The sequence below is a fragment of the Verrucomicrobiota bacterium genome (assembly GCA_039192515.1).
Taxonomy (GTDB): Bacteria; Verrucomicrobiota; Verrucomicrobiia; order Methylacidiphilales; family JBCCWR01; genus JBCCWR01.
The window spans coordinates 32,143-58,189 of sequence record JBCCXA010000010.1 but is presented as its reverse complement, the minus strand read 5'-3'; the positions used below and the strand labels follow the sequence as shown (position 1 = coordinate 58,189).

Sequence of the window (26,047 nt, the reverse complement as noted above, 5' to 3'; positions counted from 1 at the left end):
TTGCCTTATTAGGCCGATGAAGAATATGAAAGGAAAAGCGTGTGCTAGTGTCCACTCGACACAGGAGTTGGCAGATTATCTAGGGCTATCCAGGTGGACAGTGTCCAGAGCTATCAATGGACATGCTTCAGTAAATAGCAAGACACGTGAACGCGTCGATCAAGCAATTCGAGAGCTAGGTTTTTCTCGCAACCCTTTTGCATTAGGTCTAAGGGGTGCTCGAACCGGCATTATCGGCGTATGCTTTCAAGAATTTGAAACGCCGATGTTGGCTAGGAAAACGTGGGTGCTACAAAAGATACTCCATTCATTCGGCTATCAAGTTCTAATTGAGTTGGCTAATGTGGATGCGCTACAGGAGCAGCAAGTTCTGCAGAACTTTATGGTTTTTAAAGTGGATGGGATTGTCTTAGCCGGGTCTCTTTCACGCAAGGGAAGTTCTATCATTAAGAAGCTATCTGAATCTAGAATGCCGGTGGTGGCCATTGATCCTAGATTTGCATTGCCCTTTCAGGAAGTTTCAAGCGATAGAAGTGGTTTGATGCAAACGGTTTTCGAGCATCTCTATGAGCAAGGGCACAGAAGTTTTGTTACCTTTGGTATAGATGAACGGGTTGCTTATGGGGCTGTCCGCATCAAGGGTATAAGAGCATTCGCCAAGGATAGGCGATTGGAAATTGGTAAGGATATTCATATTTTCGAAACCCGCAAATCAGTTCACCTTGATCAACAATATGGTTATGATCAGGCTAATGAGTTTATGGCACTAAAACCCAGGCCTACCGCTATCGTGACAATGAATGATCAAATCGCACAGGGTGCAATCAAGCACTTATATGATGTAGGTATAAAAATACCGCGGGACGTTTCTATAGTTGGCTTTGATGATCTCAAGGAAGCTCGGTTTTGTATCCCAGCCCTGACTACATGCACACCTAAAGAAGAAGTGTTGATGCAGGCCGTGGTGGAGAGACTTGTTGATCAGATTGAGAAAAAATCATCCAGGCCGCTTTCCAAAAAATTACTTAACGAAAACTCCCGGACATTGATTCAGCCTGAGCTGGTTATTCGTCAATCAACTTCAGCCCCAAGATCTATCCAGTCATGAGTACAGGATATGTCATGACTGGATCATGCAAGTTAGCTAGTGTGAAATAGCTTGAAGGTGGAAAACTAGTAGCGCGGTTTGCGCCCGCCGCCGCCACCACGATGGTGTCCACCACCACCGCCACGGAATTGGCGCCCGCCGCCGCCACCACCACGATTCTCTTGCGGGCGTGCTTCATTAACAACGAGTTTTCGTCCTTGAAAGTCTTGGCCATCAAGTGCTTCGATAGCCGCCTTTGCGGCTGCAGGGTCGTTTAATTGAACGAATGCAAAGCCGCGGAATTTCCCGGTATCGCGATCATGCACCATTTTAATTTCTTCGACTGTGCCATATTGAGAAAAAGCTTCTTCAATATCATTTTCGGTTATGCTGTAAGCCATGTTTCCAACATAGAGTTTACTGTTAGACATTTAGATAGATTCCTTTGGGGTAGAGGTCTTCATATGAAGAAGGTTTAATTGTTATTTAGGCAACTTCTTTGATAATCCGAGGCGGCAAGCTTACCCAAGCTTGCACAATGAATAATGGCACCTAGTCAAATCGATTTAGACCTCTTTTTTATTTTCTGAACCTTATATTAAGACTTTTTATTGATGGTCGACAATAATAAAACGAGTTTGTTTAAAAAGGATTGTCGGGTAGTGAATTGAAAGATTTATCATTTTTAAATGGTAATGTGCTTCTTTTACTCCTATTAAATGTTCTTTGCTAGATATGATTAGGTAAATTTGATCTGTAATAGAAAACAGGTTAAGCTTCCCACTTCACTAAATTATTCGAGGTAAATTAAGTAAATGTTTAAATATATTCCGTTTGATAGGGTCATTTGGCCAACAACTATTTTTTTATTTGGCACTCTCATATTAGCCCTGACTGCTGTGCCGGTGTATGTATACTTTCAAGGTATAGATCTGTTTATGCTGGGCTTATTGCTGTTTTATATTACTGCGACAGCCATGAGCATTACTCTTGGATATCATAGGCTATTTTCACATTTGGCTTTTAAGGCCAAGTTCCCAGTAAAGCTATTTGTAACCTTATTTGGGGCTGCTGCTTGGGAGAACTCAGTAATTGACTGGACTTCTGATCATAGAAGACACCACAAGCACGTAGACCATGATGAGGACCCTTACAATATCAACAACGGCTTTTGGTATGCACACATGGGTTGGATGTTGTTTAAACTACGGCCTAAACCTCCAATGGATAATGTTTATGACCTTCGTAAGGACCCTTTACTTGTTTGGCAACATAAGTATGTGCATGTGATTGCCGTGCTAGTTGGGTTTGTGTTACCTGCAATAATCGCCGGATTGTATTACGGAACATGGATGGGTGCGCTCGGCGGTTTCCTGATAGCTGGAATTTTAAGGACGGTTATCGTGCAGCATTGCACTTTTTTTATTAATTCTGCTTGCCACTATTTCGGTTCACAGCCCTATTCTTCAAAGCATAGTGCAAGAGACAGTTGGATCATGGCACTACTAACCTTTGGTGAAGGCTACCACAATTTTCACCATGAGTTTCAACATGACTACAGAAATGGAGTTAAATCTTGGCAATGGGATCCCACCAAATGGGCTATCTGGCTTTTGGCTAAAGTTGGAATGGCGTCGGGGTTGCGTCGTGTTTCTGACGCTCGAATTTTAATGGCTGAGATCCAAGAAACTAAATTAAAAATTGATCATGGTCTGGAAGTGGCAATGGCTAAAGCGGATTGGGCACATACTGCCTCGGAACAACTAAAAAAATCCGTTGATTATTTATCCAAAGCCTCTGATGAGTTTTCCATTCATTATACTGAGCTTGAGAGAGCTGTTTCTGATAAAGTAAAATTATCTCGTAAGAAGGTGGATGAGTGGCGCCACGATATTCAAAAAGCGCTTGATCACTTAGAGGTGCTTTATTCGTGCCGTCTTTCAGCCGCTTAAGACTACTGCTGCTAAGCTCGTGACCTATCCTATTTTTCTTGTTATGGGGGTTTCAGGTAGTGGCAAAACCACATTTGGAAGAGCTTTAGCGAGTAAGCTCCAAGTTTCGTTCTATGATGCTGATGATTACCATCTTGATACTAGTATAGCCAAGATGTCTCAAGGCATTGCTTTGGGGGATCAAGATCGTCAACCGTGGCTTCACAAACTAAATCTTCTTTTAAGACAAAAGGCGATGCAGGGGTCAGCCGTTCTCGCCTGTTCAGCCCTAAGAGAGAAGCACCGGGGCACTTTATTGGAAGGTTTAATAGGTAAATGTTGGATCATCTTTCTTAAAGGGGACAAAGAATTAGTTCGCGATAGAATAAATACTCGACCTAATCACTTCATGCCGGTGGCACTTCTAGAAAGCCAGTTTAAGGAGCTAGAGGAGCCATGCAATGCACTGGTATTGGATATTACCCAGAATACGGAGCGTTTGCTGACCGAAGTGCTCGCTCAAGTTGCTTCTGATAAGAACAGATAAGATTGCAAATAATACAAGAAGAGCGTTAAAAAAAGTTTGTTTAGACTAATTAGTCAACTATAATATAGGTATGGGTAGAACTAGTGATGCTAAGCTAAGATTGTTAACGGCAGTCATGGATCTGATTTTAGAGCAGAACTATGGGAGCGCTACAGTTGATGCTATTTGCGAGCGGGCAAAGGTGAAAAAAGGTAGCTTCTATTACTTCTTCAAATCAAAAGGCGAACTAGCTGCTGCAGCTTTAGAGCATAACTGGGAATGCAAGCGTGAGGCAATGGATGCCCTATTTTCACCCACAGTGCCACCTTTGGAACGCTTAGAGAATTTTTTTATCAAGACTTATCAAACACAAGTAGAATGCAAGAAAGAAAAGGGCAATGTCCTAGGTTGTCCTATGTTTACTTTAGGCTCTGAAGTTTCTACTCAAGAGCCAGAATTGAGGCAAAAGGTTGAAGAACTCATCAACCGTTATATTTGCTATTTAACTAGCGCAATTCGTGATGCTAAAAGTGAGGGGTTAATTGAGATCGATGATCCTCATGAGCGTGCGAGGAACATATTCGCTTACTTTGAAGGGGCTCTAACCCAGGCAAGGATTCTGAATGACCCTGAGATCCTGAGGGGATTCTCAGAAGATGTTTTCAAACTTGTGGGGGCTTTTAACTCGCTGAAACTAGAGAAATCTACTTCCTAATTTGACTATTTAGTCTAGTATCCTATATTCATCTTTATCATGAAGGAAGAGTATAAAATAGCTTTAGATTTTGATTCTCCTGTAAGACTTTCTGAAAATGGAAATGTCGAATGGGAGCAATCACCCTTTAGGTGGTTAGAAAACATTGAAAATCAGCATAGTGATGACTTCGCAAGTAAAGGAGCAGTTAGAAATTACTCTAGTCAAACATTGCTTAATAGGTTGATTGGTTTTTTGGGCAGTGATCGTTATTGAATCTTCGCGCTATAAAACAAGATCTTTACCTTAAATTTAAAATCCCCTCATAAGCCAGTTTTAGTATAAAAACAAACGCATGAAATATCAAATACATCATCTTATTTTGTTTGGGCTAATTTTCTTTTTAAGCCCAAGTTATATGGCTTGGACCAAAGATCCTAAATCATTGATTGCAGATTCTATTGCAGCCATGGGAGGTAAAAGCGCTTTTTATGCAAAAAAGGATGTTAGTTATACTTATATATATAGAGATAACAAAAGCGGTTTAGAAAATATCTCAGAAGAAAAATATCTATTTGACGGAGAACTGTCCTGGGGCAAATACCATAAATATGAAAAATTCGTAATTCCTGGGAAAGAAGGCGAAGTAATACAAGTTTTTGATGGCATCAATACTTATGTGACGCTTGATGGTAAGCTTATAAATGACCCAAAAGTGGTCAAAATGGCAGAGTTCACACGGAAGACGAACTATTACTGGTTTGCCATGATGTTCAAGCTTCTTGACCCTGGACTTATCTATTTGTACGAAGGTGAGGGAGTTGTTAATGGCATCCAATACGATAAGGTAAAGATTACTTTCGAAGAAGGTGTTGGAGACGCCAAAGATATCTATCTAGTCTACATCAATCGGAAAACAAAATTGATTGATCAGTTTCTATTCACTGTCATGGATTTCGGTAAAAAAGATCCTTTGCTAATGATGGTGGAATATGAAGCAGTTGACGGAATTAAGCTTCCTGCCAGACGCAAATACACTCAGTCCAACTGGAATGCTGAGCCTTACAATGATCTATGGGTGGATGAGATTTCCAAAAATATCACTTTTAACACGGGCCTTACTAGAGAATTCTTTCAAAAGCCCTAAGGTCCGGTCTTATTATGTGTTCTAGATTTTTTTGTCGCTTAACCCAAAAAACTGGTAATTTGTAAAAGCGATTTTATAATCCAAACATCATACAATGAACAGATCAGTAACGTTACATCGAATTGTTGCCTTTGCCTATTTGTTAGGCTCAACGGTTATGGTTCAAGCTCAGGAAAAGAAGAAGGATCTTGAATCATCACTTCCTATACCAGGAGAATTTGCTAGCTGGAAAGTCACTGTATCCGAAGAGGATGGTGAAGGTGAAACAGATGGAGATAGACTCTTTGTAGAAGAAGAAAGTGCTGAACCTAAAACATTAGTCAACCGACCAGTAGTATTCGAGTATTCGATAACTGAACACACAGCAAAGTGCATGATTACCTATACAAAAGGCTATATAGAGGAGAGCTACTTGATTCATGGTATGCGTCTCTACTCACGTAGTGATAATCCAGATAGAATCAGAATGACTCGTGGTAATCGCGGTCATTATAACGTGTGGGAAGGTTATCCAGGTTTTTGGCCTTTTGAGAAAAAGCATTACAAGGGCGTGGTGGAAGCGTTCGAGCAGGAGTGCCATTACTATACCATTGCAGATGATAAAAAGTTTATTAAGGAATCTGATATTGAGCTTTACGAAGGTTGGATTTCAAAAAAAACGGGCCTTCCTGTTGCCTACAGAACGGCAGATGGTCTAGCCCAGTATCAATTTAATAAGTCACCAACTCAGGTAATTCGAATTCCTGAAAAATATATTAAGCATTGGATGACTTGGTTTAGTAAGCCACCTGCTGGATATGAAATACCTGACTAATTTATTTTAGCTTTGCAGTTTGTGCCTCATAGCTAGAGTTTGCCAAGCATGGGCAAAAAGAATAAATATCCAAAGAAGATAGAAGTTCCTTCTTGTATTGAGGTTCGAAAATCCCCTATTCATGGAACAGGGGTGTTTGCAAAAGAAGATATCAAAAAGGGGCAACCCATTATTCAGTATACAGGTCGTAAAATTACCAAGAAAGAGTCATACGAACGAGCCATTGCTCAAATGGAGCGTAGTAAAGGGACTGATGAGGGTGCTGTCTATATATTTGATTTAAATAAGCGTTATGATTTAGATGGGAACGTACCACATAATCCAGGCAAATATATCAATCACACCTGTGAACCGAATTGCAAAGCTTACAATGTAGATGGTGAAATTTGGGTGCATGCTACAAAACGAATTAAAACAGGGCAAGAGCTAGGATATAATTATGGCTATGATATTGAGCACTACCAGGAGCATCCATGCCACTGTGGCACGGAGAATTGTGTAGGCTATATCGTTAAGAAATCCCAGTGGAAAAAGCTTAAAAAATTCGTTGAGAAAGATAATAAAAAATCGAAGCAAAAGGGTTAATCTTTTCCAGTCACCTCGGATGGGTTTATGGTCTCTGAATCTTCCTCTACTTCAGAGTCATCTTCGCGCTCAATAACGCGGGCAATGGCTTGTAAAGAGTCATTGGAGTCGGTAGTGACTAGTTTGACGCCCATTGTGGCGCGGCCTGCTTCGCGGATATCCTTAATAGCTGTTCTGACCATTTGACCTTGGGTCGTAATAAGCATGATTTCATCTGTCTCTTTGACAGTTAGGGCTCCAATGACAAGTCCTGTCTTGTCATTGGTTTTCATAGTGATAATTCCTTTACCACCTCTTCCTTGTTTACGATATTCCTCGAAGGAACTGCGTTTCCCAATACCGTTTTCCGCGGCTACTAGGAGAGTCGCTTCGTCAGAGACAAGCGCTAGAGCTACCACTTTATCTCCTGATGTTAAATTAATACCTCTTACACCCGCCGCGGTTCTTCCCATGGGGCGCACATTATCTTCAGAAAATCTTAAGGAGAGGCCTTTGGCACTTATTAGTACAAGCTCGTTGGTTCCGTTGGTGAGTTTGCAGTCAATGAGCACGTCGTTCTCGTCAATCTTAATGGCATGAATGCCTCCCTTTCGGACGTTTGCAAAAGCGGAAAGCGCGGTTTTTTTGACAGTGCCTTGTTGAGTGGCAAAGAAAACGAATTTGTTGTCATCACGCAGAGTAACATCTTTACCCTCTTCGTCGATTTTTGATTCCAGTCGCATGATCTCGACTACTTTTTCATTCGGCTGTAATTCAAGGACGTTAGCGATATTACGCCCTTTAGAAACTCTAGTGCCTTCAGGGATGCTGTAGACTCGTTCAACATAGACACGCCCGATGTTCGTGAAGAACATAAGATAGTCATGCATGCTTGCTGTGAAGAGGTGTTCAACAAAGTCGATGTTTTCTTCGTCAGCAGAGGAGCTCTGAGTCTTTAGGCCAATGACTCCTTTGCCACCACGTCGTTGAGCACGGTATTCGGTGATATTGGTGCGCTTGATCATACCACCATGAGTGAGTGTAATAATCACTCCTTCATTAACAATCAAGTCCTCAATATTCATTTCCCCTTCATCGGGAATAATTTCGGTAAGTCGAGGGGTTGCATGTTTCTCCTTAATAGCATTGAGCTCATCTTTGATAATCTGTAGGACGCGTTCTTCACGTGCCAGAATATCTTGAAGATCCGCAATACGCTCTAGGAGCTTGGCATACTCGTCTTTGACTTTGCCAATTTCGAGGCCTGTGAGCTGGTAAAGTCGCAGCTCTAGGATAGCATCTACTTGTTGTTCTGAAATTTTGTATTGGCTATTATCGAGGCGTGATTCATTGCGGATGGTGATTCCAAATTGCTCTGCAACTTCGCGACTGTATTCATAGGCCAAGAGTTTATTCTTAGCTTCTTCTCTATTAGATGATTCTCGGATGACACGAATAAATTCATCTAAGTTACCTAGAGCAATCAGGTAGCCTTCTAAGGTTTCGGCGCGCTTTTCCGCTTTTCCTAATTCGAATCTTGTGCGTCTAATAATGACTTCACGACGGTGTTCGATATAGCAGTTGATAATCTCTTTAAGGTTGAGAATTTTCGGGCGCTTCTGGTCGATGGCCAGTATGTTAGCACTAAAGGAACTCTCCAGTGCTGTGAGTTTGTAAAGGTTGTTAATAATTACTTTGGGAACGGCAGATCTCTTTAGTTCAATGACTACGCGAGTATTTTCATCTGATTCATCGCGAATAGCAGAAATGTCTGTAAGAACTTTTTCATTAACTAGCTCTGCAATGCGGCTTACTAAGGTGGCTCGGTTTACATTGTAAGGGATTTCGTCAACAATGATAACCTCTTTACCGCCAGTATGTTCTTCAGTATGAAGTTTAGCACGAACTCGGACAGATCCTCTGCCGGTATGGAAATACTCATTAATACCTCTAACGCCTAGGATGCTTGCCCCTGTAGGAAAATCAGGACCTTTAATATATTGCATCAGCTCAGGGATAGTAATATTTGAATGATCAATCTGAGCACATATTCCATCAATGACCTCGCCTAGATTATGTGGTGGTATATTAGTAGCCATACCTACTGCTATACCGGTTCCTCCATTTACAAGGAGATTAGGAAACGAGGCTGGAAAAACGCTTGGTTCTGTGAGGCGCTCGTCATAATTGGGAACAAAATCCACAGTATCTTTGTCCATGTCGTTCATCAGGGTTCCACCGAGGTGAGATAAACGAGCTTCGGTGTAACGCATGGCTGCAGGGGGGTCACCTTCTATGGAGCCAAAGTTTCCCTGAGGATGGATCAAAGGATCTCGCATAGACCAGTTTTGAGCCATGTTGACGAGTGTTGGATAGATCACAGCCTCACCGTGCGGGTGATAATTTCCTGAAGTGTCGCCTGCGATCTTAGCGCATTTCATGTGCTTCTTTGGCGGGTAGAGGCTTAGCTCATGCATGGCATAGAGAATGCGGCGCTGTGAAGGCTTGAGCCCATCGCGCGCATCAGGCAGAGCGCGAGAAATGATGACGGACATGGAGTAATCAAGAAACGAGTTCTTGATTTCATCAGCAACATTGATGTTCGATATGTTCTGGGCTGATAAGAAAGATTCTTCTGATGGTTTATCTGATGGGGGTTGTTTTTCGTCTGCCATGGTTATTAAAGTGTCGGAAAGTTATAAGGTCTTAAACGTCTAGGTTGCGAACATTCAGGGCGTTGTCTTGGATGAATTGACGCCGAGGTTCTACATCGTCACCCATCAGAGTGGTAAACATTTCTTCCGCTTCAATGGCATCTGTTAAATCTACCTTGAGGAGTTGACGTTTTTCGGGGTTCATGGTGGTGTTAAAAAGTTCCTTGGCATTCATTTCACCAAGTCCTTTAAAGCGTTTGATTTGGATGCCTTTTCTTCCATTAGCAAGGATGCTTTCGAGAATCTCAGAAACGGAATAGAGATGTGTTTCCTTGGCTTCATCTCCCTCGCCATCCACAAGCGCATAAAGAGCTTTATCCTGAGGAGAATAGTGCTCCACATCCATTCCTTTTTGACGCAGTTCTTGTAGCAAATTAGCGATTGCCTTAGATTCTGTAAGTGTGACATGTATAGCTCTGCGATGTGGCATCTTAGGAATTCTTTTGACGGTGCCGGTTTGTGTGGTGATTACTTCTTCGTCACTTTCAGTTTCACCGTTGTTTGGTGATATGTCGTGCGACAGGTCTCCAAGCTGCAGATCAGGGTTGCTTGTGCTGAAAGCGGCTAACTGATCATCACTATGGAGGTAGTGGACAGTTTCTTCGTTTCCAGATCTCACTCTTACAAGATGTTTAGGTAGGATGAGAGCTCCTTCTTCGTTAGGCTTACGAGCTTCGAGATATTCCTCAAAATCTCCGCCATGACGGCTAATGCTGCTAGCATATTTATTTAGTTTCTCTAGTAGAGCAAGGATCTCAATAAGCTGCTCTTGTGAAAAATCTTTACCTTCTTTTAGATCACGGAGTCGTGTGTCTTCGGAACCAAGTTGGATAAGGATGCGGTTCATTTTGGTGTCATCTTGGATATACTCTTGGCGCTTTTTGCGAGTGAGTTGATAGAGAGGAGGTTGGGCGATGTAAACGTAGCCTTCTTTGATCAGTTGAGGCATTTGACGGTAAAAGAAAGTCAGCAAGAGAGTTCGAATGTGTGAGCCATCAACATCGGCATCGGTCATAATAATGATTTTATGGTAGCGTAAGCGTTCCAGATTGAATGCGCCGTCACCCTCTCCGTCACCAATGCCAGTGCCTACAGCAGTTATCATGGTGCGGATTTCTTTGTTTTGTAGGATTTTATCGAGGCGAGCTTTTTCAACATTAATCAGCTTACCGCGAAGAGGTAGGATAGCTTGGAATCTCCTGTCACGCCCCTGCTTAGCGGAACCTCCAGCCGAGTCACCCTCTACGATATAGAGCTCAGTCTTAGAGGGATCTCGGCTTGAGCAGTCGGCTAGCTTGCCTGGAAGACCCCCACCGGAAAGAGCAGTTTTGCGAACGGCTTCACGTGCTTTGCGAGCAGCCTCGCGAGCGCGAGCAGCATTTAAGCCTTTCTCGATGATTTTTTTAGCCATAGCGGGTGTAGCGTCGAAAAACATCATAAGGCCTTCATAAACAGCCGAGGAGACAACACCTTCTACTTCAGGGGAAAGAAGTTTGACTTTAGTCTGAGATTCAAATTTCGGATCACTGTGTTTGATAGAGATCACAGCGGTCAGTCCTTCTCGAACATCATCTCCAGATATAGGAGGGTCTTTCTCTTTGAGAAGATTATTAGTTTTGGCGTGTTGGTTAATCGAGCGAGTGAGGGCTGTTCGGAAACCAATTAAGTGTGTCCCACCATCAGGATTGTGAATGGTGTTAGTGTAGCAGAAAAGTTGGTCGTTGTAAGATTCGTTATACTGTAATACGGCCTCTAAATGGATTTCAAAGCTCTTATCGGACACGTCTATTTGCTGTTCCCTGCGAATGACAATAGGCTTGGGATGAACGGGGGATTTAGTCTCATTAAGATGCAAAACAAATTCTTCGACTCCGTTTACGTAGAGATACTTTTCAGGTTTATTTTCAGGTTCACGCTCATCTAAAAAGACCATTTCTAAACCGCTGTTTAGAAATGCGAGCTCACGAAGTCTTTTGGCGATGATGTCTGCTTTGAAAACAGTGGTATCGGTGAAGATTTCAGGGTCAGGTAGAAAAGTAATGAGTGTTCCAGTTTCTTTGGCTTTACCTATGACCTCTAATTTTTTAACTGTTTTACCTTTCTCAAATTCCATATGATGAATATGACCGTCTCGAGAGACTTCTACTTCGAACCAATCAGAAACAGCATTTACACACTTGGCGCCGACTCCATGAGTTCCACCTGTAAATTTATATCCACCTTGTCCGTATTTACCTCCTGAGTGCAAAGTAGTGAGTACCAGTTCAACACCCGGTAGACCACTGTCAGAGTTAATATCAACGGGGATACCTCGGCCGTAGTCGCGTATAGATATGGAGCCATCTACGCGAACGGTCACTTCTATGCGGTTGCCAAATCCTGCAAGATGTTCATCTATGGAATTGTCTAAAACTTCTGAGACACAGTGATGCAATGCTCGCTCGTCAGTGCCACCTATATACATCCCTGGTTTTTTGCGTACAGCTTCAAGACCTTTCAATTGGCCGAGTTTTGAGGCGTCATAGGTAGTCTCTATTTTGCTGGGTTTATGGGGTATTTCGGAAGGGTTATCTTGCGATATATTTTGTTGGCCGGGGTCTTCAGACATAAGGGTAAAGGTTCCCAAAAAATGGCATTGCTGGCAAATCTTTTTATAAAAGTTTTTGTTTTATAAGTTGTTTATTATGAGTGGGTTATGGAGGTCGAAAATAAAAATAAAAAGTTTCCTTACCAAAGTGACTTTGATAGGACTAAATTCAAGAAAAATTAGGCAATCTGGAGACTTGCTATCGATTGCTTGGGGCAGTAAGGCAGGTGGCCTAATCTTCTTTGCGGCGTCCGCGAACTTCCCATTTGATAGGGCAGCCTACTAATGGATAGGTCTTTCGAATTTGGCCCTCAATGTAGCGCAGGTAGTTATTTGATAGATCTTCGGGATGGTTTACAAAAAGGGCTATACTTGGCGTCGAGTGTTCACCTTTGAGTTGGCTGGCATAGAATATTTTTAAGCTCCGATTTCTTCCTTTATTTCTTGGGGGTGGGTGAGTTTCAGTCAGGCGCTTCACCAGTCGATTTAATTCGCCGGTTGGTAGGTTCAGTAAGCGCTGCTTATTGATATTCAACAAGGCTTTTATCCAGCCATTCATGTTTTTTCTATTTACCGCGCTGACAAAAAACATCGGTGCATAGGGAAGGAAGAAAAGCTCGCCCATTACCGCTTGCTCATAGTCAGCCTTGAACTCCTTTAGGCTTGGGATAGCTTTCCGTTTATCTTTGTCCTTTAAAGCCTCCTCAGCCTCTTGATTGCGTAGTGATTCTACGGCTAAGTCCCATTTATTAATAATGATAAGACATGGTTTATTTGCTTCATGAATGAGGCCAGCAATTTTCTTCTCTTGTTGAGAAACTCCTTCAACCGCGTCAATCACTATCGCACAAATATGGGCACGGTTTATAGAATGTGCAGAACGTCCAGTCATTGCTTGTTCAAGTGGGCTGTGAACTCGGGTTTTTCGTCTCATGCCTGCAGTGTCAACAAAACAAATATTTTGCTCATGGTAAGTAAGGAAGACGTCTACAGAGTCTCGGGTTGTGCCTGCTATAGGTGAAACAATAACCCTATCTTGATTGAGCACAGCATTGATCAATGAAGACTTTCCCACGTTGGGTCGACCTACAAGAGCTATGCGTAGGGTGTCATCTTGTTCCTGTAGGGTTGCTTCAGGCCAGCTACAGGTAAGGCTGCTCATAAGGTTATCCATGCCTCGCCCGTGAGCTGCTGAGATGGAATAGATCTTATCAAAACCCAACGCATGGAATTCGTGTTCTAAGTCTTCTTGCTTTTCTGTGTCAATTTTATTGACGACAAGAAGAACCGACTGCTTAAAGCGCCGTAGCTTATTGGCAATATCTTGGTCAACAGGGTTGAGCCCCTCTCTGCCATCGACTACAAAAAGAATATCTGTTGCAAAGGACAGGGCGGTTTCTACTTCTTTTGAAATAGCGTCTTCAAACCCGCTGGCATCCTCTAAGCCTATACCACCGGTGTCCATCAGTGTAAAAGCTTTGTTGTTCCAGTGAGAGTTAGTGCTCATACGGTCCCTGGTAACGCCTGGTTGATCATACACTAAGGCAATCTTTTTTCCGCAGATGCGGTTAAAGAGTGCTGACTTGCCGACGTTGGGTCGGCCAATAATGGCTACGATAGGCTTCATAGTGAGTCATCCAAGTGAATCTAGGCAAAGACAAAATAATAATTGCAGAGGCTATGCTTGTCCAGAGTCTTGCACAAAGCGTATACCTCTAAGGATGTAAACTACACCAGAGTATAGAATGAGCGCTCCGGTGCAATAGACAAAAGGATCGATAGGTAGCCAGGTAATCTTAAGCAGAATCATAATAATAGTTCCCATCAGAAAAACGGTGGATGTTTTTCCTGACCAGTGAGGACTTACCTTATAGTAGCGAACGACATGATGTAAAATAGCGAAACCAATAGTTACCAGTATGTCACGACTCACAATGATAATAGCGAACCAAAGTGGCAGTTGATAGAGCTCAGGAACGTTTGTAATACTTAATGTAATGATGGCAGAGAGGATTAAAGCCTTGTCTGCCAGCGGGTCTAGCAGAGCACCAAGCTGGCTCTCTTGACGTAGTTTACGAGCGAGAAACCCATCCAGACCGTCACATATCGAAGCAATCACAAAAGACCAAAGGGCTATCAATCGGTAGAGCTCATTTAATCCAGAAGACTGATCGTAATAGATAAGAGCTCCTAAAAAGAGTGGAATTAGAAGAATTCTAAGGAGGGTAATATAGTTTGGAATAGTCATATCCTCCCTGACTAAGTCTGTGAGGCCTTGTCTTGAATGAGAGATGCTAGTGCCAATTGGATATCTTCAGATTCTTCCAATAATTTATTCCTTAAATCCTGACGGTTGGTATCTTTGCCGCAGTCAAGGAGGCTAAGCCATAAATGACTTTGTTTGGCGTCCTTAATACACGTTTTCATGAGAAGAGCACTTTTGTCAGGATGGGGTTCCTCTGAAGCTTCGATATAGTGAGCCGCTAGAGCTCCAGAGGTTGTTATGAGTTGTCGTCCGTCATTTTGATTGGCGGGAGTTTGTGGCAGATCTAGTATTAGACTCCGAGAAGCCTTAGCAAAAGAAAAGGTCTGTTCCAACAACGTGTCTATAGGAACAGTTTTATCCATGTTATTGTTCTCTGTTGGTTTGGGATACTCTTTTGAGCGTTCTTTGCATGCGACTTATTGTGCGTTCTTGTCCCATGATTTCAAGCATGTGGTATAGAGAAGGTCCTCCACTCTGACCAGAAACAGAAAAACGACACAACGGCATGTAAGCCCCGGGAGACTCTTGATGCTTTTCGGTTAGTTGTAAGAGAGCTTCTTCAAGTGCTTCAGCTGAAAAATTTTTGAGCACTGAAAAAGCTTCTAAAAGTGTCTCAAGTCTAGATGTAGCCCCTTCTTTTTTGAGCACTTTCTTTTCAGCTTTTTCGTCATAACTAAACTGCTCATCAACTAAAGTGCGAACTTGTTCGACTAAATCAAAACCAGTTTTGATACGTTCTTGGATAAGTAATAAAATTTGTTGTAAGTAGCCAGGGTCTGTGACCTCTAATTTTGCTTCCTTTATTAACAGATTGGCGCGCTCTAGATAAATTTTTCGATCCATTTTTTTCCAATACTCTCCATTGAGCCAATGTAATTTCTTCATATCGAACCGCGCATTACTTCGATTAATCTGATGGAGATCGAAGCGAGAGATGATTTCATCGCTAGTTAACATTTCAGAATTATCCTTAGGGGACCAGCCTAGAAGGCAAAGATAATTAACAATGGCGTCTGGAATGAATTCATTTCGGAGATATTCTCCGATTGACGAGCCTAGATCTCTTTTACTCATCTTCGATCCATTGGGGTTTAATATGAGAGGGATGTGGGCATAAGCAGGTGGACTAGCTCCTAGTGCTTTAAAGAGAGCAAGGTGTTTGGGGGTGTTTTGCAAGTGATCTTCTCCACGCAGCACATGGGTAATTTGCATCTCAAGATCATCAACTACATTAACTAAGTGAAAGATAGGTGAACCGTCAGGCCTACGGATTGTGATATCGGGCTGCTCGTGTAGATCAAAAGTTCTGGGGCCACAAATTAAGTCTTCAACAGTGATTTTACCTTTTGGTAATTTGAATCGGACAGCTTTTTCTTCCTCATAAGCATGGCCTGACTGAAGAAGTTGTTGGATGTATTTTTGATAGATTTCATTACGCTGGCTTTGGCGGTAGGGACCTAAGGACCCTCTTGGCGCCCCATCCTGCGTTGGTCCTTCGTCCCAATCTAATCCAAGCCATTCTAGGCTTTGAAAAATAACTTGGATGGCTTCAGGCGTGTTACGAGAAGCGTCCGTATCTTCGATGCGAAGCACAAATGAACCTTTATGATGTCTAGCAAAAAGCCAATTGAATAGAGCAGTCCTCGCCCCTCCAACATGTAGGAGCCCTGTCGGTGAAGGCGCAAAACGAGTTCTTACTTTAGACATAAGTCGCAGATTATGGCATGAATCTCTGCAAAAATAGGAACAAATTCACTAGAGTTCGCGGATTTTGATGTTGCGATATAACACTTTATCTCCATGGTCCTGCAGGCCGATGAACCCTTTAGCATTACGAGCGTATTTAGGCCACTTGCTAAACTTCGTGTTTTTGATCTTCTCTTCCCATTCTTCTGAGTAGAGTGTATATTCTACTGTCTTTGTTCCATTGAGGTAGTATTTGACATCATTTCCTTTTACAAGAATACGAGACTGGTTCCATTGTCCGGGTGGTTTAGCTAGTTTGGGGTCTGTATCGTAAAGACCAAATTCAGAACCAGCTTTTTCTTTAACTGGGACATTGCCAAATTTTTCACCAAAATGATCGACTACCTGATACTCAGGAGAGGTCATATAGATCTTTTTAGCATCCTCAGAAGCTCTCCAAAAAATGCCGCTATTACCATCTTTGGTGATTTGCCATTCAACTTTTAACTCGAAATCACTAAAGGTCTTTTTATAAATAAGATCTCCGCCTCCCTTGGCAGTCAAGACAAGCGCCCCATCGATGACTTGCCACAATTCAGAAGCGACCTCTTTTTGATAGGTTCTCCAACCGTCTTTGTCTGTTCCATTAAAGAGTAGCTTCCATCCTTCATTTTTTTCTTTTTCAGATAGGGTGTTAAGGGATTCTCCTGCATAACTGCCAAAAGAAGTAAATATGAATAATGATATGGCTAACGTGAATGATTTCATTGGTATTTTCATAAAGTTTACTTCCAACGGTAGATAATGGCAGCGGTTCATCAAGCGAATTGATTCCAATCTTCTATCTACTGATGTTGGTGAACTTGCCTGTAAGAATAAAGCAGCACCAAGCAAATATTATCTATGCCTATTTCCAAACCTTAAATTTCAGGTCTGGATCTCCTTTAGTGAAAAAAGATTTTTACCGCCTAGGAAGAACAGGGGGCGAGTTAGCAGATTCAAGTTCTCCCAAGATCATAAGATTAGGAAATATCGAGTCTACTTGACTCTCGAGGTTCTTGTTAGAAGGATATTATTATCGGTTTTTCCCTTTCATGGACCTGCAAGTTCGTTGACTATTAGTTTAAGTCTTTACGGATCGCGATCAAATGATAACGAGGCTATTGAGCTAAAGAACCTTACTTAAAATTTACCAGATGATTATTTTGTCTATTATTTTAGGGAAACAGAAAACATTAGAGGAGTTTCAAGTACTCATTGGCAGCTGCTGTACCGGAGAGCCACGCAGGTGTTTAATCTCTGACCATTTTAAAGATACCGTTAGAGGATTTGGCAGCCGCTGTTAAAGATTTTTCACCTCTTTCAGGTAAATTATTTCCAAGGAAAACGATATTGAATGGGAAACCATTCTCAGACCAGTCGGCAACAGAATGGTTGAACTCTGAAAGGTTACTACCATTGTGTCGACCGTCAGTCATAAAAAATACCGCTGATGGATTTGGGCTGACCCTCTTTGCTAAATCCACGGCTTCTGTCCAGTTAGTTCCATATATAGTCTTGGAGTATGAGATCTCTTTGGCCTGGCTTAAAAGCTCAGCTCGGGAAAATTCATCTATAGGAATCCATTTAGGCTTGGGAGATGTCCAATCTTTTCTAACAATTCTTGATCCGCGTTCATTCGTGGCTACGAATGTTTGGTATGGTGTTCCCCAGACCCAACCGCGGCCAGCAAAACATATAATGGATACTTGAGAGCCATTTTCTAAGCTAGAAATTGCTTTTATCATTTCGCTTCTAAGGCGCTCGATTTTTGGCCCCCTCATTGAGGCAGAAAGATCAATGATGAATTGAATATTGACGCCCTCGGCTTGAACCCCAAAAAAACTAACCTTGGAGGACAATCTCCCAGCTCCTCTGCCAACTCCATTTCCTAAGCCAGAACCTTCGCCTAGACCATACCCTATCCCTTTAGCAATACTATCAAAGGCAAAGGCAGTATTTTCTGGAACAAAGACTCTGTGACTTAGATTAATTGAGCTCATCGAAGTGATGACATCAGCAATTGCTGATACATTAGGACTGCCCACCGTCGGGTTATCTACCTCCTGCATTTCTGTTGGCACTTCAAGCGATAGTGTTTCTATCTCTTCAAATAGGAGCTCATCTTCAACGAGTTTATCTTGTGAGAGGGAAACGCCTAGTTCTCCTAACTCAAAATGGTTCTGGATCATAGGTTTTTCGAAAATAACAACCGTTCCAACCATTAAGAATAAGAGAACATGAGCAATCACTGAAACGATTAGTGGGGTGTCCATTAGGCTCTTAAATAAACCGTGTTGGGATGAATTTTGCATGGCGCTGAAAGGAGAAAATAGAGGTTTAAATTAATTGTTTTACTAATTTAATTACAATCGGTCATACACATTTTTTCTTTAATAAGTAATCATCTTAATTTGACGGATGATATGGCTGTGCCAAATCCTGAGCTTCAATAAAATTGGTTGAGCTCTAACTAGTTAAAATTCTAGAAATTAAATGAAATCAAATGCCCATCTATTTCATCTGACCTATTGATAAACGGAATTAATGACTTAAATTTAAAAATTAGCAGAGTGTATTATTCACCGTAAGGAGGTTTATATGAGTAGGAAAAAATTATTAATACTAGACGACGATCAAACTTTGGGAAAGACTATTGCAGTGGTGGCAAATGCTACCGGCTGGGATGCGACATCCGTGGCTTCTGCTCAGGATGTTTTAGAGGTAATTTCGGATAAAGAGTATGATTGCTTCTTAACGGATTACCATATGCCAGGAGAAAATGGTTTAGAAGTTATAGAATGCGTAAGAAACTTACATTGTTCGATTCCTGCAGTAATTATGTCAGGTTCACCTTTACATTTAAATTGTTTTCAGAAAGAAAGTCTTGGAATTATTGATTTTATGCAGAAGCCCTTTGGATATAGGGAATTAAAGTTAGTATTAGCTAAGGTATCGGATATGGGTTTAGTAATGGCCGCTTAGTGTTTATGGTCACCTAATATGAATAGTTCATTAGTTGCCCTTAGGACTAATTGTTTTTCCTTGGACGATACCTCTGAGTAGCCTTCCCAGGATATCTGCCCCGGTAATGATTCTTTTTTCTGTCTTCCCCCAATATAGGATAATATCGTGATCGATAACATCATCCTCGGCATGTGTCTTATGGACGTGAAGTTTGCTTATGATGTCCTCCAATGTTTTGGCTGAGTCTGTAACGACAATAGGCTTATGGCAGTGGAAAAAGGGTCTTCTTTGTTTCTGTGAAATGATATCTCGCATGAGGCCATCGGCATCTAATACAAGTTTAGGGTCATTTTTGTAATCGGTAATGACCACCCAAGGCATGCCACTGGCATTGACTTGCTTTAGGAAAGGGTCATCGAACTCCATGGTTATCTCGGGAAAAAAGACGATTCCCTTTTTCGTGGGTAAGGAAATGATACTTTTAGAATGAAGCACTTCTCCCTCCTTGGAAACCGGGATGTCATCAAGTTTTAAGAAATTCATGGCACCTATGCCTTCGACAGCGCCGATGTCTGTACCTTCTTCTTCTGTGTGCCTCTTCAATATGAAATGGAGGTCTTTTTCTCTAAAGTAAACGGGGCCTTCCTGGCCTAGGAGGCGATCCAAAAATAGCGTGGTCAATTTCACTATTGGGTAGAGAAGGATGGTATAAAAGCTGATAAGTGGCGCTAAAATGTAACCAATCTTGAGTGCGTATCTAGAAAAATATGCTTGGGGCAAAATTTCTCCAATAATAGTAATTGCGATAGTAGAGAAGCAAAAAGCTGCGACACCGGCTAACACAGAGTCACTTAACATAGTCAGTAGACAATTAGCTGAGACATTTCCCCATAAAATGGTAGCCAGCAGTTTGTTTGAGTTGCTGCGGAGGCTTAGGATTTTGCGGGCTTCCTTACTTCCGCTCTGCGCTCGAGCCTCTAGGCTTAGTTTGCTAAGGGAAAAGAGACCAATATTCAGTCCTGAAAAGATAGCGCTTTGCGAGAGGCACAAGAAAATACTGACCCATATGATATGCTCGCTATTCATAAACAGAAAAAATATACTCAGATGAGAGGTTTGAAGATTTTTTAGAATCTATGAATTGCTGTATCCACATCTGATGGTTTCTAGGATATTGTTGAATAAACGCTATTTCGTCAATCATGGCCTAGAGATGAGTACATAGGACGCGATATTACTGACTAATATGATTAACATTCGAGTGTGCCCAATTTTTGGTGAGAGCCAACGTTTTGCTTCTGACAATTTCGGAAGGGGTGGGATTCGAACCCACGGTACCTCGCGGCACGCCGGTTTTCAAGACCGGTGCAATCGTCCACTCTGCCACCCTTCCAGGCACAAAAACGAACGGTGATTAAAGCAATTCTTTCCGCCGCTAGCAAGCTAAGAAAATTATTTGAGATAAGCTTATTTCGGGTGAAATCGAGTCGAATAATATAATAGTACCGTGTTATAGGAAAGAGACACTCGTTATATGCCGAATTTTGAAAATCCTTCAGAAGTAGAATTTTACTACAGGTCGAATAGTTGGGATGAGTTACTCGTGGCGGATGTTTGCAGGGGTTATGAGATGAAGTTCTCGGAAGGAGATAAGGTCTGCTCCATGAATTTTGAAAGAACGAGTGCACCTGAAGAGCTCACAGACCCGGTAACTCTTAATTATTACTCCTTGGATACCGATTTCCGTGCAGTGATCGATTGTGACAATTCGGAGGTACTGATGGATGAAGCAGTAGAGCTTATCATGCTGAGTCCACCAGAACGCGTCAAATGGCTTTGTGAGCATGCCAAAAGAAGAGATTTAAATTAATTCCGTAACTTTAAAGCAGCTCTTAGTCGGTATTTGCCGCTTATTTGCATTAGAGTTGCTAGATGAAACCCGAATGGCGCCGTAGAGTCTTAAAGATCTGTGTAAGATCCCGTCCCTCTAATGAACATAATTCTCTCCTTAGAGCTATCACCTTATTGAGGCTCAGGTTTCACCTCTATCTGGATTGGCGCTCTACATGCTTGATAGCTACGCTCAGACGATACAATGAATAGATCTTGGTCGACTCTCTATTCCTTCTGACTCAAGCTTTTATGCATCTCTTTCAATTTCTATTGCACAGTCTAGGTTTAACAGGAGCATTCATGGCAAGAAGTGATTGCCTGGCCAAAAAAGCGATTGAGATCAATAAAATAGGTAACAAATTTCTTCTCACTTTTCTAAATTAGGTGCTCTGGGAATATAGGCTTCTGTGTACAAAAGGGGGTAAATCAGGCTATTTCTCTAGCTATGAGAAAGAGTTTCCGAGGCTAAGGATTTTTTTGCCTCGTTAAACCCAGAATGATGCCATAGACACTTAAGAATCTGTGCAAGATCTTGTCACGAAGAAACATAGAGTCCCCAAGAGATGTCACCTTTCTGTTACATCTCCGTCGACTCTCTTTTTCCTGTGGCTCAAGCTTTTACGTATCTCGTTCAACTTCTATGACATCATCTAGGTTAGAGCTAAGTGAGCTCTTTTATAAGCCTGATCATAGGAGAGCAATGAGATCTATCAATATTGGCACAGGATGTGCGTAAATTTAGATTATGGAAGGTGTGAAGCCATCTGTACTTACATCTTATTTTAGGTTAGCTGGGCAAACTCGAGATCAAATCCCTACTAGCGAGGCTAAATTATTACCTCATCATTCCCCTTGGGCTGATATTTTAGCCCAGGAGAAGAAATTGGCGCAGGAGTATTTCTTAGCTAGAGGGGTGAGTGATGTTCAAGGCTATGCAGTAACAGATGCTCTCCCAAAGCCAGGGCCTCACTTTGCAAAAACTTTACCAGAGTCTAAGGAGCCGAAATCTCTCAATAAGCCCATGGAGTCTAAGCCGCTAGTTCAATCTGAAACCCAAAGTAGAGCTTATACAACTGCTGATGAGGTAAAAGCTAGTGCCATGCAAGAAAAGTCTTTGAAAGCTCTTCCTGCAAAGCTAGATAGAGAGGTTTCACTTATTGCGAATAAAGTTCAAGATCCCCAGCGGCCAGTTCTTGTTTCTTGGAGTGAAGAGGTGCCGGCCCGAGCTGAAACAACTGCCAAAGAAGCGCAAGCATTACCGGTAATCGAGCAAGCACAGCCTGTAGATGTTAAGAGTTTAAACAATAAGGCTGGCAATTTTCCAGTTGAAGATATTGCCAAGCAAAAGGGTTTTTTGAGGAAAGCTGATGTAGATTTTGATGAAAATAATAAGGTTTGGACAGCGAAATGGTGGAAACCCAAGATGTTCCATTTTGGTATGTTGTTATATCCAGCCCTTAAAGATCAACTAGAGTCAGGTGCCTCTTATTCTTTTGTCTCCAGGGGCGTTGAAAGCACTATTACAAAAGCGCAAGATGAGCTGTTTTTGGAGAGAGGCCAAAATCGTATAAAAATTGGTTCACAAGAGCTCTATGGGTTACTGCGTGGCAAAATTAGTGTTGGCGGTTATGATCTACAGTTAGACAGGCGTGGGAATTTGATTATGCAAGCTGAGGGACCTGAAGCACTTGTCATGGCCAGTATTAAACGTTGACTTTGGTATTACGCCATATTTGTGTTATTTTGCATAGCCTCTGCAAAATACTGCCTTGATAAGCTCTAAACTTTTTTAGATAGAACTTAAAAAGCTCGATCTAATGTCAATTGTAGCTTATATTAACAAAATACGGGAAAGCTGCGAGGGGGAGGATAGGAGACTATGGCTAACTCTAATCTGATAAAAAACCTACAACTTGCTGGGCCTAAAGCGGAGACGGGGTGTCTATACGTAGAGCGTTTAGACGTGCCAGATATCGGTGAAATTTATCTAACCAAAGGCTTGGTGACCCGTGCCTTTACGAGGTCTCTGAGCCATCGAGTAGCCGTGTTAGGAATGCTAGCCTGGGAAAAATCAAAGGTTGAATGGCGTTTGGGAGAAGTGTCTGATAGGGTAAGCTGTCAAGTTACAACTAGAGAGGTGTTGTTTGAGTTTGGGAAGTTAGCAGAAAAATTTCCTGCTAATGCGTTGTTGTTAAGCCATATCCAGCAGATGACAGGGGATGATTTGTCTGATGGAGTAGACAAAAAAAAGCAAACGGTTTTATTGCCTGATTTTAGGCGCTATACCCTATACCTAGAAGCAGAGAATACAGAGCTAAAAGGTTATATTTTTGAGTTAAAAAAAGGGACTGTGATTATTGGTGCTACGCCTGAGTTTGCAGAATTAGTTATTCCCCATCATTCAATTTCACGGAGACATTGCTCTGTATCTGTAACTAAAAATACTATACAGGTATTAGACCTAGGCTCTACCAATGGTATCTATTTTCGCGAGGAAAAGGTTGAGGATGCTTTATTGGTTCCAGGAGATGCTATCTATGTAGGTAGTGTATTGCTTCGTGCAAATGCCACCATTAAGAACAAGAGTCTTTCAGCTTTAACATCAGCTGCACCAGTACCCCAGAACATAGATAAGAGCACGAGAGGCACGGCGCCTTTCCAAGAAGTCCCTAAAATAGTAAAACCGCTTCCTGCGCCAAAGCGAAGCAGTGCACTATCATCCAATACTACTGATGATGATAAGACTAAGACGATAGGGGTGGATGACACTTTGGTTAAGAGAGAAAGTCAACGTCGTTCAATTAGAGGCGTAAATGCCTTCAATTGGCGACTTACGCGAAAAAAGTAATTATTTCCAAAACTTTATTAACGAAGTTCTGTCTTGATCAAAACATTCGCGAAGCTTCACTGTTTTTATGAGGCTTGTGAGTTTTCTTTCTTGCTGTTTTGCGGTGACCTTTTTCATGCAAGCATGTCAGAGTTTGGATAGTAGCCGATCGCTTAAGACAGAGGTTGAAGATTATTCGCTTAGCTATTTGCGCACCACAGAATTGTTGCGTTTGCAGAAAAAATATACCTCACTAACTGAAGATTACAGGACGACTCAGTCTAGTAAAAAAGTAAGCGCTAATCGTAAGCAGCTTGGGACACTTGAAGGTGAGGTAGCTAGGAAGCATATCAAGCGATTGAAGAAGATAGAGAAAGAGTTAGCTACTCGCTACTTGCAGGGAGATAAGGAGGCTCATTTTACAGGCATTGAAACCTATACCAAATCTATGGGAATTATTTATAGCGAGTCTTGAGTTCTTTTCTTTAGGTTCATAATTACTGATTCAAAGAGGACATATAGTTTCTCCAGCTCCCAAACGATGTAATGTCTACAGCTTTTTCAATTGCATAATCTTCGCAAATAAACCCAGAAACCCACGAACCATTTTCAAGCTCTACTTTGCCGATGCCAAGAGGCTCAGGGATATTCGCAACAAAAGATCCAAAATGTTTTAGGGGCATTTCCCAAATTTCAACCTCAATTGCATCACCTTGATTAGATCGAATAAGACCTGGTCGATAGGGAGGGCCACCTTCTAAAGCAAAAAATTGATAGGATGGTGCTGTTTTACAGCATTTGAGAAGCTTCGCCTGACGTTCTGTTAATTGGTGGTTGAGAGGTAAACCAGAGAGATGAGCTCCGCATACGGCTAGGGCAACATGAGTAGGTGGAGCTTTATCATCTGGTACATCCTGGGGGACCGGGTGTTCTGTAGCACCCATGGAACATTTTTGAGCTTGATGGAAAGGCGTTGCAAATCTTATAAGATCAAGATCGGAAAAGCTTGGGGCAACACAAGTAATGCCAAAAGGAAGGTCGGGTAACTGCTCTCGATAGCGGCCAGCAGGTACCGTGATGGCGCTGAAATCAAGCAAGTTCATAAAATTGGTGAATGTCCCTAATAGAGAATTGAGTCGGATTGGATCAGAATCAATTTCCTTTAAAGTGTAGATGGTCTGTGTGGTTGGAGTTAACAGAACATCAATCGATTCCCAAATTTTTTCTGATTCTCGGATGAGGTCTTGCAGTCTGTAAGAAGCTGTAAAGGCCTCTACAGCTGAAGCCTTTTTCCCACAAGTAATAATTTCTCTGGTTGTGGGGAAAAGGCTTTCGGGCTGTTTTTCAATGAATTCCTTTATAGCGGCATAGCGTTCTGCTAACCATGGTCCTTCATACAAGAGCTTAGCTGCTTGAAGCATAGGGGAAATGTCAACTTGTAGGATTTCATAACCTAAGTTTTTTAAAAGGCTAGTATTTTCATTCAATAGTCTATATGTTTCAGGGAACTCTTCACTGAAGATTTGCTTTTTTATGGGTATGCCGATCTTGAGTTGGTTCACAGACCTGTTTTTACGAGCGTGGAATGGCCGAGAATAAGAATCCTTTTGGTTATATATTGAGGAGATATTGAAAACTTTTTTAGCATCGCCAACATGGAGAGCAAAGATAGAGACACAGTCTAGTGTTCGACATGCAGGCACTACACCCTTAGTGCTTAAAACACCTCGAGTAGGCTTTAAGCCAACAAGATTATTGAAGGAGGCTGGAACTCTTCCGGAGCCAGCTGTATCAGTCCCTAAGGAAAAAGATGCCCAACCAAGAGCCACAGCAATTGCTGAACCGGAGCTAGACCCTCCAGAGATATATTGCGGATTGAAACTATTGGGGCAAGATCCATAAGGAGAGCGTGTGCCCACTAGTCCAGTTGCAAATTGATCTAGATTTGTTTTGCCAATAGGAATAGCTCCAGCATGGATGAGTTGCTGAACGACGTACGCAGACTCAGTCGGTATGTAGGCATATTCTGGACATGCTGCGGTAGTAGGAATGTCTACGAGATCAATGTTATCCTTAATGGCGAATGGAATGCCATAGAGTGGAAGAGAATCGATTTTGCTAAAGGGTAGGGATCTAAAATAAGGCTCGAGTTGCTCGAGAGTTAATTTAGTGATCCAGACATTACGCCATTCTTGCCCGTCCATTCGCTTGTGAATCATTTCTACTACTTCACGAGGCGTGATGCACTTTTGTTGGTAAGCTCGACGTAGACTGTCGATATCTAGGCTAAGATCTTTCATGCTAG

The 26,047-nt window shown here is 42.0% G+C and carries 24 protein-coding genes and 1 tRNA gene; 13 read left to right on the top strand and 12 right to left on the bottom strand.

Going from position 1 to position 26,047, the window contains the following annotated elements:
- Positions 1-16 precede the first annotated feature (16 nt).
- Positions 17-1,108, top strand: coding sequence for a LacI family DNA-binding transcriptional regulator (locus AAGA18_06215; GenBank protein ID MEM9444931.1), 1,092 nt, complete (start codon positions 17-19; stop codon positions 1,106-1,108).
- 65 nt (positions 1,109-1,173) lie between these two features.
- On the opposite strand, the gene AAGA18_06210 is transcribed toward AAGA18_06215, so the two are convergent.
- The gene (locus AAGA18_06210; GenBank protein MEM9444930.1) at positions 1,174-1,518 is read right to left on the bottom strand and encodes an RNA-binding protein; all 345 of its coding nucleotides are present in this window, start codon (positions 1,516-1,518) and stop codon (positions 1,174-1,176) included.
- 384 nt (positions 1,519-1,902) lie between these two features.
- Here AAGA18_06210 and AAGA18_06205 point away from each other — a divergent pair, with 384 nt between their 5' ends.
- From AAGA18_06205 to AAGA18_06175, 7 genes are all read left to right on the top strand, one after another.
- A complete protein-coding gene (locus AAGA18_06205) occupies positions 1,903-3,039 on the top strand; it encodes a fatty acid desaturase (protein ID MEM9444929.1) in 1,137 nt (378 codons plus the stop codon).
- 19 nt (positions 3,040-3,058) lie between these two features.
- On the top strand, positions 3,059-3,565 hold the full coding sequence (locus AAGA18_06200; protein MEM9444928.1) for a gluconokinase, GntK/IdnK-type: 507 nt from the start codon (positions 3,059-3,061) through the stop codon (positions 3,563-3,565).
- 70 nt (positions 3,566-3,635) lie between these two features.
- Positions 3,636-4,259, top strand: coding sequence for a TetR/AcrR family transcriptional regulator (locus tag AAGA18_06195; protein MEM9444927.1), 624 nt, complete (start codon positions 3,636-3,638; stop codon positions 4,257-4,259).
- A gap of 39 nt (positions 4,260-4,298) precedes the next feature.
- On the top strand, positions 4,299-4,514 hold the full coding sequence (locus AAGA18_06190) for a hypothetical protein (protein ID MEM9444926.1): 216 nt from the start codon (positions 4,299-4,301) through the stop codon (positions 4,512-4,514).
- A 79-nt stretch (positions 4,515-4,593) separates the two neighbouring features.
- Positions 4,594-5,385 (top strand): hypothetical protein, encoded by a 792-nt coding sequence (locus tag AAGA18_06185; GenBank protein ID MEM9444925.1) that lies wholly within the window; start codon positions 4,594-4,596, stop codon positions 5,383-5,385.
- Between the two features lie 94 nt (positions 5,386-5,479).
- A complete protein-coding gene (locus AAGA18_06180) occupies positions 5,480-6,199 on the top strand; it encodes a hypothetical protein (GenBank protein ID MEM9444924.1) in 720 nt (239 codons plus the stop codon).
- 48 nt (positions 6,200-6,247) lie between these two features.
- Complete coding sequence (locus AAGA18_06175; protein MEM9444923.1) at positions 6,248-6,784, top strand: SET domain-containing protein-lysine N-methyltransferase; 537 nt, start codon at positions 6,248-6,250, stop codon at positions 6,782-6,784.
- Here AAGA18_06175 and gyrA read toward each other — a convergent pair.
- The 8 genes from gyrA to AAGA18_06135 form a co-directional block, all read right to left on the bottom strand.
- Positions 6,781-9,438, bottom strand: coding sequence for a DNA gyrase subunit A (gene gyrA / locus AAGA18_06170; GenBank protein MEM9444922.1), 2,658 nt, complete (start codon positions 9,436-9,438; stop codon positions 6,781-6,783). The genes AAGA18_06175 and gyrA overlap by 4 nt on opposite strands.
- Positions 9,439-9,469: 31 nt before the next feature.
- Positions 9,470-12,085 (bottom strand): DNA topoisomerase (ATP-hydrolyzing) subunit B, encoded by a 2,616-nt coding sequence (gene gyrB, locus AAGA18_06165; protein ID MEM9444921.1) that lies wholly within the window; start codon positions 12,083-12,085, stop codon positions 9,470-9,472.
- Positions 12,086-12,296: 211 nt separating this feature from the next.
- Positions 12,297-13,691 (bottom strand): ribosome biogenesis GTPase Der, encoded by a 1,395-nt coding sequence (gene der / locus AAGA18_06160; protein ID MEM9444920.1) that lies wholly within the window; start codon positions 13,689-13,691, stop codon positions 12,297-12,299.
- Positions 13,692-13,742: 51 nt separating this feature from the next.
- Positions 13,743-14,312, bottom strand: a complete 570-nt coding sequence (locus AAGA18_06155; protein ID MEM9444919.1) for a CDP-alcohol phosphatidyltransferase family protein — start codon at positions 14,310-14,312, stop codon at positions 13,743-13,745.
- Positions 14,313-14,323: 11 nt separating this feature from the next.
- On the bottom strand, positions 14,324-14,692 hold the full coding sequence (locus tag AAGA18_06150; protein MEM9444918.1) for a hypothetical protein: 369 nt from the start codon (positions 14,690-14,692) through the stop codon (positions 14,324-14,326).
- A 1-nt stretch (position 14,693) separates the two neighbouring features.
- Positions 14,694-16,037, bottom strand: a complete 1,344-nt coding sequence (locus AAGA18_06145; GenBank protein MEM9444917.1) for a glutamate--tRNA ligase family protein — start codon at positions 16,035-16,037, stop codon at positions 14,694-14,696.
- A gap of 48 nt (positions 16,038-16,085) precedes the next feature.
- Complete coding sequence (locus AAGA18_06140; protein MEM9444916.1) at positions 16,086-16,784, bottom strand: DUF1080 domain-containing protein; 699 nt, start codon at positions 16,782-16,784, stop codon at positions 16,086-16,088.
- A 524-nt stretch (positions 16,785-17,308) separates the two neighbouring features.
- On the bottom strand, positions 17,309-18,331 hold the full coding sequence (locus tag AAGA18_06135; protein MEM9444915.1) for a vWA domain-containing protein: 1,023 nt from the start codon (positions 18,329-18,331) through the stop codon (positions 17,309-17,311).
- A gap of 325 nt (positions 18,332-18,656) precedes the next feature.
- On the opposite strand from AAGA18_06135, the gene AAGA18_06130 reads away from it, so the two are divergent.
- Positions 18,657-19,040: a response regulator gene (locus tag AAGA18_06130; GenBank protein MEM9444914.1), complete on the top strand. Its 384-nt coding sequence runs from the start codon at positions 18,657-18,659 to the stop codon at positions 19,038-19,040.
- Between the two features lie 30 nt (positions 19,041-19,070).
- Here AAGA18_06130 and AAGA18_06125 read toward each other — a convergent pair whose 3' ends face one another.
- On the bottom strand, positions 19,071-20,108 hold the full coding sequence (locus AAGA18_06125; protein MEM9444913.1) for a DUF21 domain-containing protein: 1,038 nt from the start codon (positions 20,106-20,108) through the stop codon (positions 19,071-19,073).
- Positions 20,109-20,330: 222 nt separating this feature from the next.
- Positions 20,331-20,415: transfer RNA gene (locus AAGA18_06120), tRNA-Ser, on the bottom strand.
- 141 nt (positions 20,416-20,556) lie between these two features.
- Here AAGA18_06120 and AAGA18_06115 point away from each other — a divergent pair.
- The 4 genes from AAGA18_06115 to AAGA18_06100 all read left to right on the top strand — a co-directional run bounded on the left by AAGA18_06115 (position 20,557) and on the right by AAGA18_06100 (position 24,217).
- Positions 20,557-20,892: a hypothetical protein gene (locus AAGA18_06115; protein ID MEM9444912.1), complete on the top strand. Its 336-nt coding sequence runs from the start codon at positions 20,557-20,559 to the stop codon at positions 20,890-20,892.
- Positions 20,893-21,660: 768 nt separating this feature from the next.
- Positions 21,661-22,629 carry a hypothetical protein gene (locus AAGA18_06110; GenBank protein ID MEM9444911.1) on the top strand — a complete coding sequence of 323 codons (969 nt, stop codon included), beginning with the start codon at positions 21,661-21,663 and terminating at the stop codon, positions 22,627-22,629.
- 165 nt (positions 22,630-22,794) lie between these two features.
- Entirely contained in the window at positions 22,795-23,763 is a 969-nt protein-coding gene (locus AAGA18_06105; GenBank protein ID MEM9444910.1) for an FHA domain-containing protein, read from the top strand.
- Positions 23,764-23,830: 67 nt separating this feature from the next.
- Entirely contained in the window at positions 23,831-24,217 is a 387-nt protein-coding gene (locus AAGA18_06100) for a hypothetical protein (GenBank protein ID MEM9444909.1), read from the top strand.
- Between the two features lie 22 nt (positions 24,218-24,239).
- Here the strand turns inward: AAGA18_06100 and atzF are convergent, their stop codons facing one another.
- Positions 24,240-26,042, bottom strand: coding sequence for an allophanate hydrolase (gene atzF, locus AAGA18_06095; protein ID MEM9444908.1), 1,803 nt, complete (start codon positions 26,040-26,042; stop codon positions 24,240-24,242).
- Positions 26,043-26,047: the final 5 nt, after the last annotated feature.

Coding starts and splice junctions, on each gene's coding strand:
- der (MEM9444920.1), bottom strand. CDS start 13,691: ATGAAGCCTATCGTAGCCATTATTGGCCGACCCAACGTCGGCAAGTCA.
- AAGA18_06185 (MEM9444925.1), top strand. CDS start 4,594: ATGAAATATCAAATACATCATCTTATTTTGTTTGGGCTAATTTTCTTT.
- AAGA18_06210 (MEM9444930.1), bottom strand. CDS start 1,518: ATGTCTAACAGTAAACTCTATGTTGGAAACATGGCTTACAGCATAACC.
- AAGA18_06100 (MEM9444909.1), top strand. CDS start 23,831: ATGAGGCTTGTGAGTTTTCTTTCTTGCTGTTTTGCGGTGACCTTTTTC.
- AAGA18_06195 (MEM9444927.1), top strand. CDS start 3,636: ATGGGTAGAACTAGTGATGCTAAGCTAAGATTGTTAACGGCAGTCATG.
- AAGA18_06155 (MEM9444919.1), bottom strand. CDS start 14,312: ATGACTATTCCAAACTATATTACCCTCCTTAGAATTCTTCTAATTCCA.
- AAGA18_06150 (MEM9444918.1), bottom strand. CDS start 14,692: ATGGATAAAACTGTTCCTATAGACACGTTGTTGGAACAGACCTTTTCT.
- AAGA18_06135 (MEM9444915.1), bottom strand. CDS start 18,331: ATGGACACCCCACTAATCGTTTCAGTGATTGCTCATGTTCTCTTATTC.
- AAGA18_06215 (MEM9444931.1), top strand. CDS start 17: ATGAAGAATATGAAAGGAAAAGCGTGTGCTAGTGTCCACTCGACACAG.
- AAGA18_06110 (MEM9444911.1), top strand. CDS start 21,661: ATGGAAGGTGTGAAGCCATCTGTACTTACATCTTATTTTAGGTTAGCT.
- AAGA18_06190 (MEM9444926.1), top strand. CDS start 4,299: ATGAAGGAAGAGTATAAAATAGCTTTAGATTTTGATTCTCCTGTAAGA.
- atzF (MEM9444908.1), bottom strand. CDS start 26,042: ATGAAAGATCTTAGCCTAGATATCGACAGTCTACGTCGAGCTTACCAA.
- AAGA18_06105 (MEM9444910.1), top strand. CDS start 22,795: ATGGCTAACTCTAATCTGATAAAAAACCTACAACTTGCTGGGCCTAAA.
- AAGA18_06140 (MEM9444916.1), bottom strand. CDS start 16,784: ATGAAATCATTCACGTTAGCCATATCATTATTCATATTTACTTCTTTT.
- AAGA18_06175 (MEM9444923.1), top strand. CDS start 6,248: ATGGGCAAAAAGAATAAATATCCAAAGAAGATAGAAGTTCCTTCTTGT.
- AAGA18_06115 (MEM9444912.1), top strand. CDS start 20,557: ATGCCGAATTTTGAAAATCCTTCAGAAGTAGAATTTTACTACAGGTCG.
- gyrB (MEM9444921.1), bottom strand. CDS start 12,085: ATGTCTGAAGACCCCGGCCAACAAAATATATCGCAAGATAACCCTTCC.
- AAGA18_06180 (MEM9444924.1), top strand. CDS start 5,480: ATGAACAGATCAGTAACGTTACATCGAATTGTTGCCTTTGCCTATTTG.
- gyrA (MEM9444922.1), bottom strand. CDS start 9,438: ATGGCAGACGAAAAACAACCCCCATCAGATAAACCATCAGAAGAATCT.
- AAGA18_06125 (MEM9444913.1), bottom strand. CDS start 20,108: ATGAATAGCGAGCATATCATATGGGTCAGTATTTTCTTGTGCCTCTCG.
- AAGA18_06205 (MEM9444929.1), top strand. CDS start 1,903: ATGTTTAAATATATTCCGTTTGATAGGGTCATTTGGCCAACAACTATT.
- AAGA18_06145 (MEM9444917.1), bottom strand. CDS start 16,037: ATGTCTAAAGTAAGAACTCGTTTTGCGCCTTCACCGACAGGGCTCCTA.
- AAGA18_06130 (MEM9444914.1), top strand. CDS start 18,657: ATGAGTAGGAAAAAATTATTAATACTAGACGACGATCAAACTTTGGGA.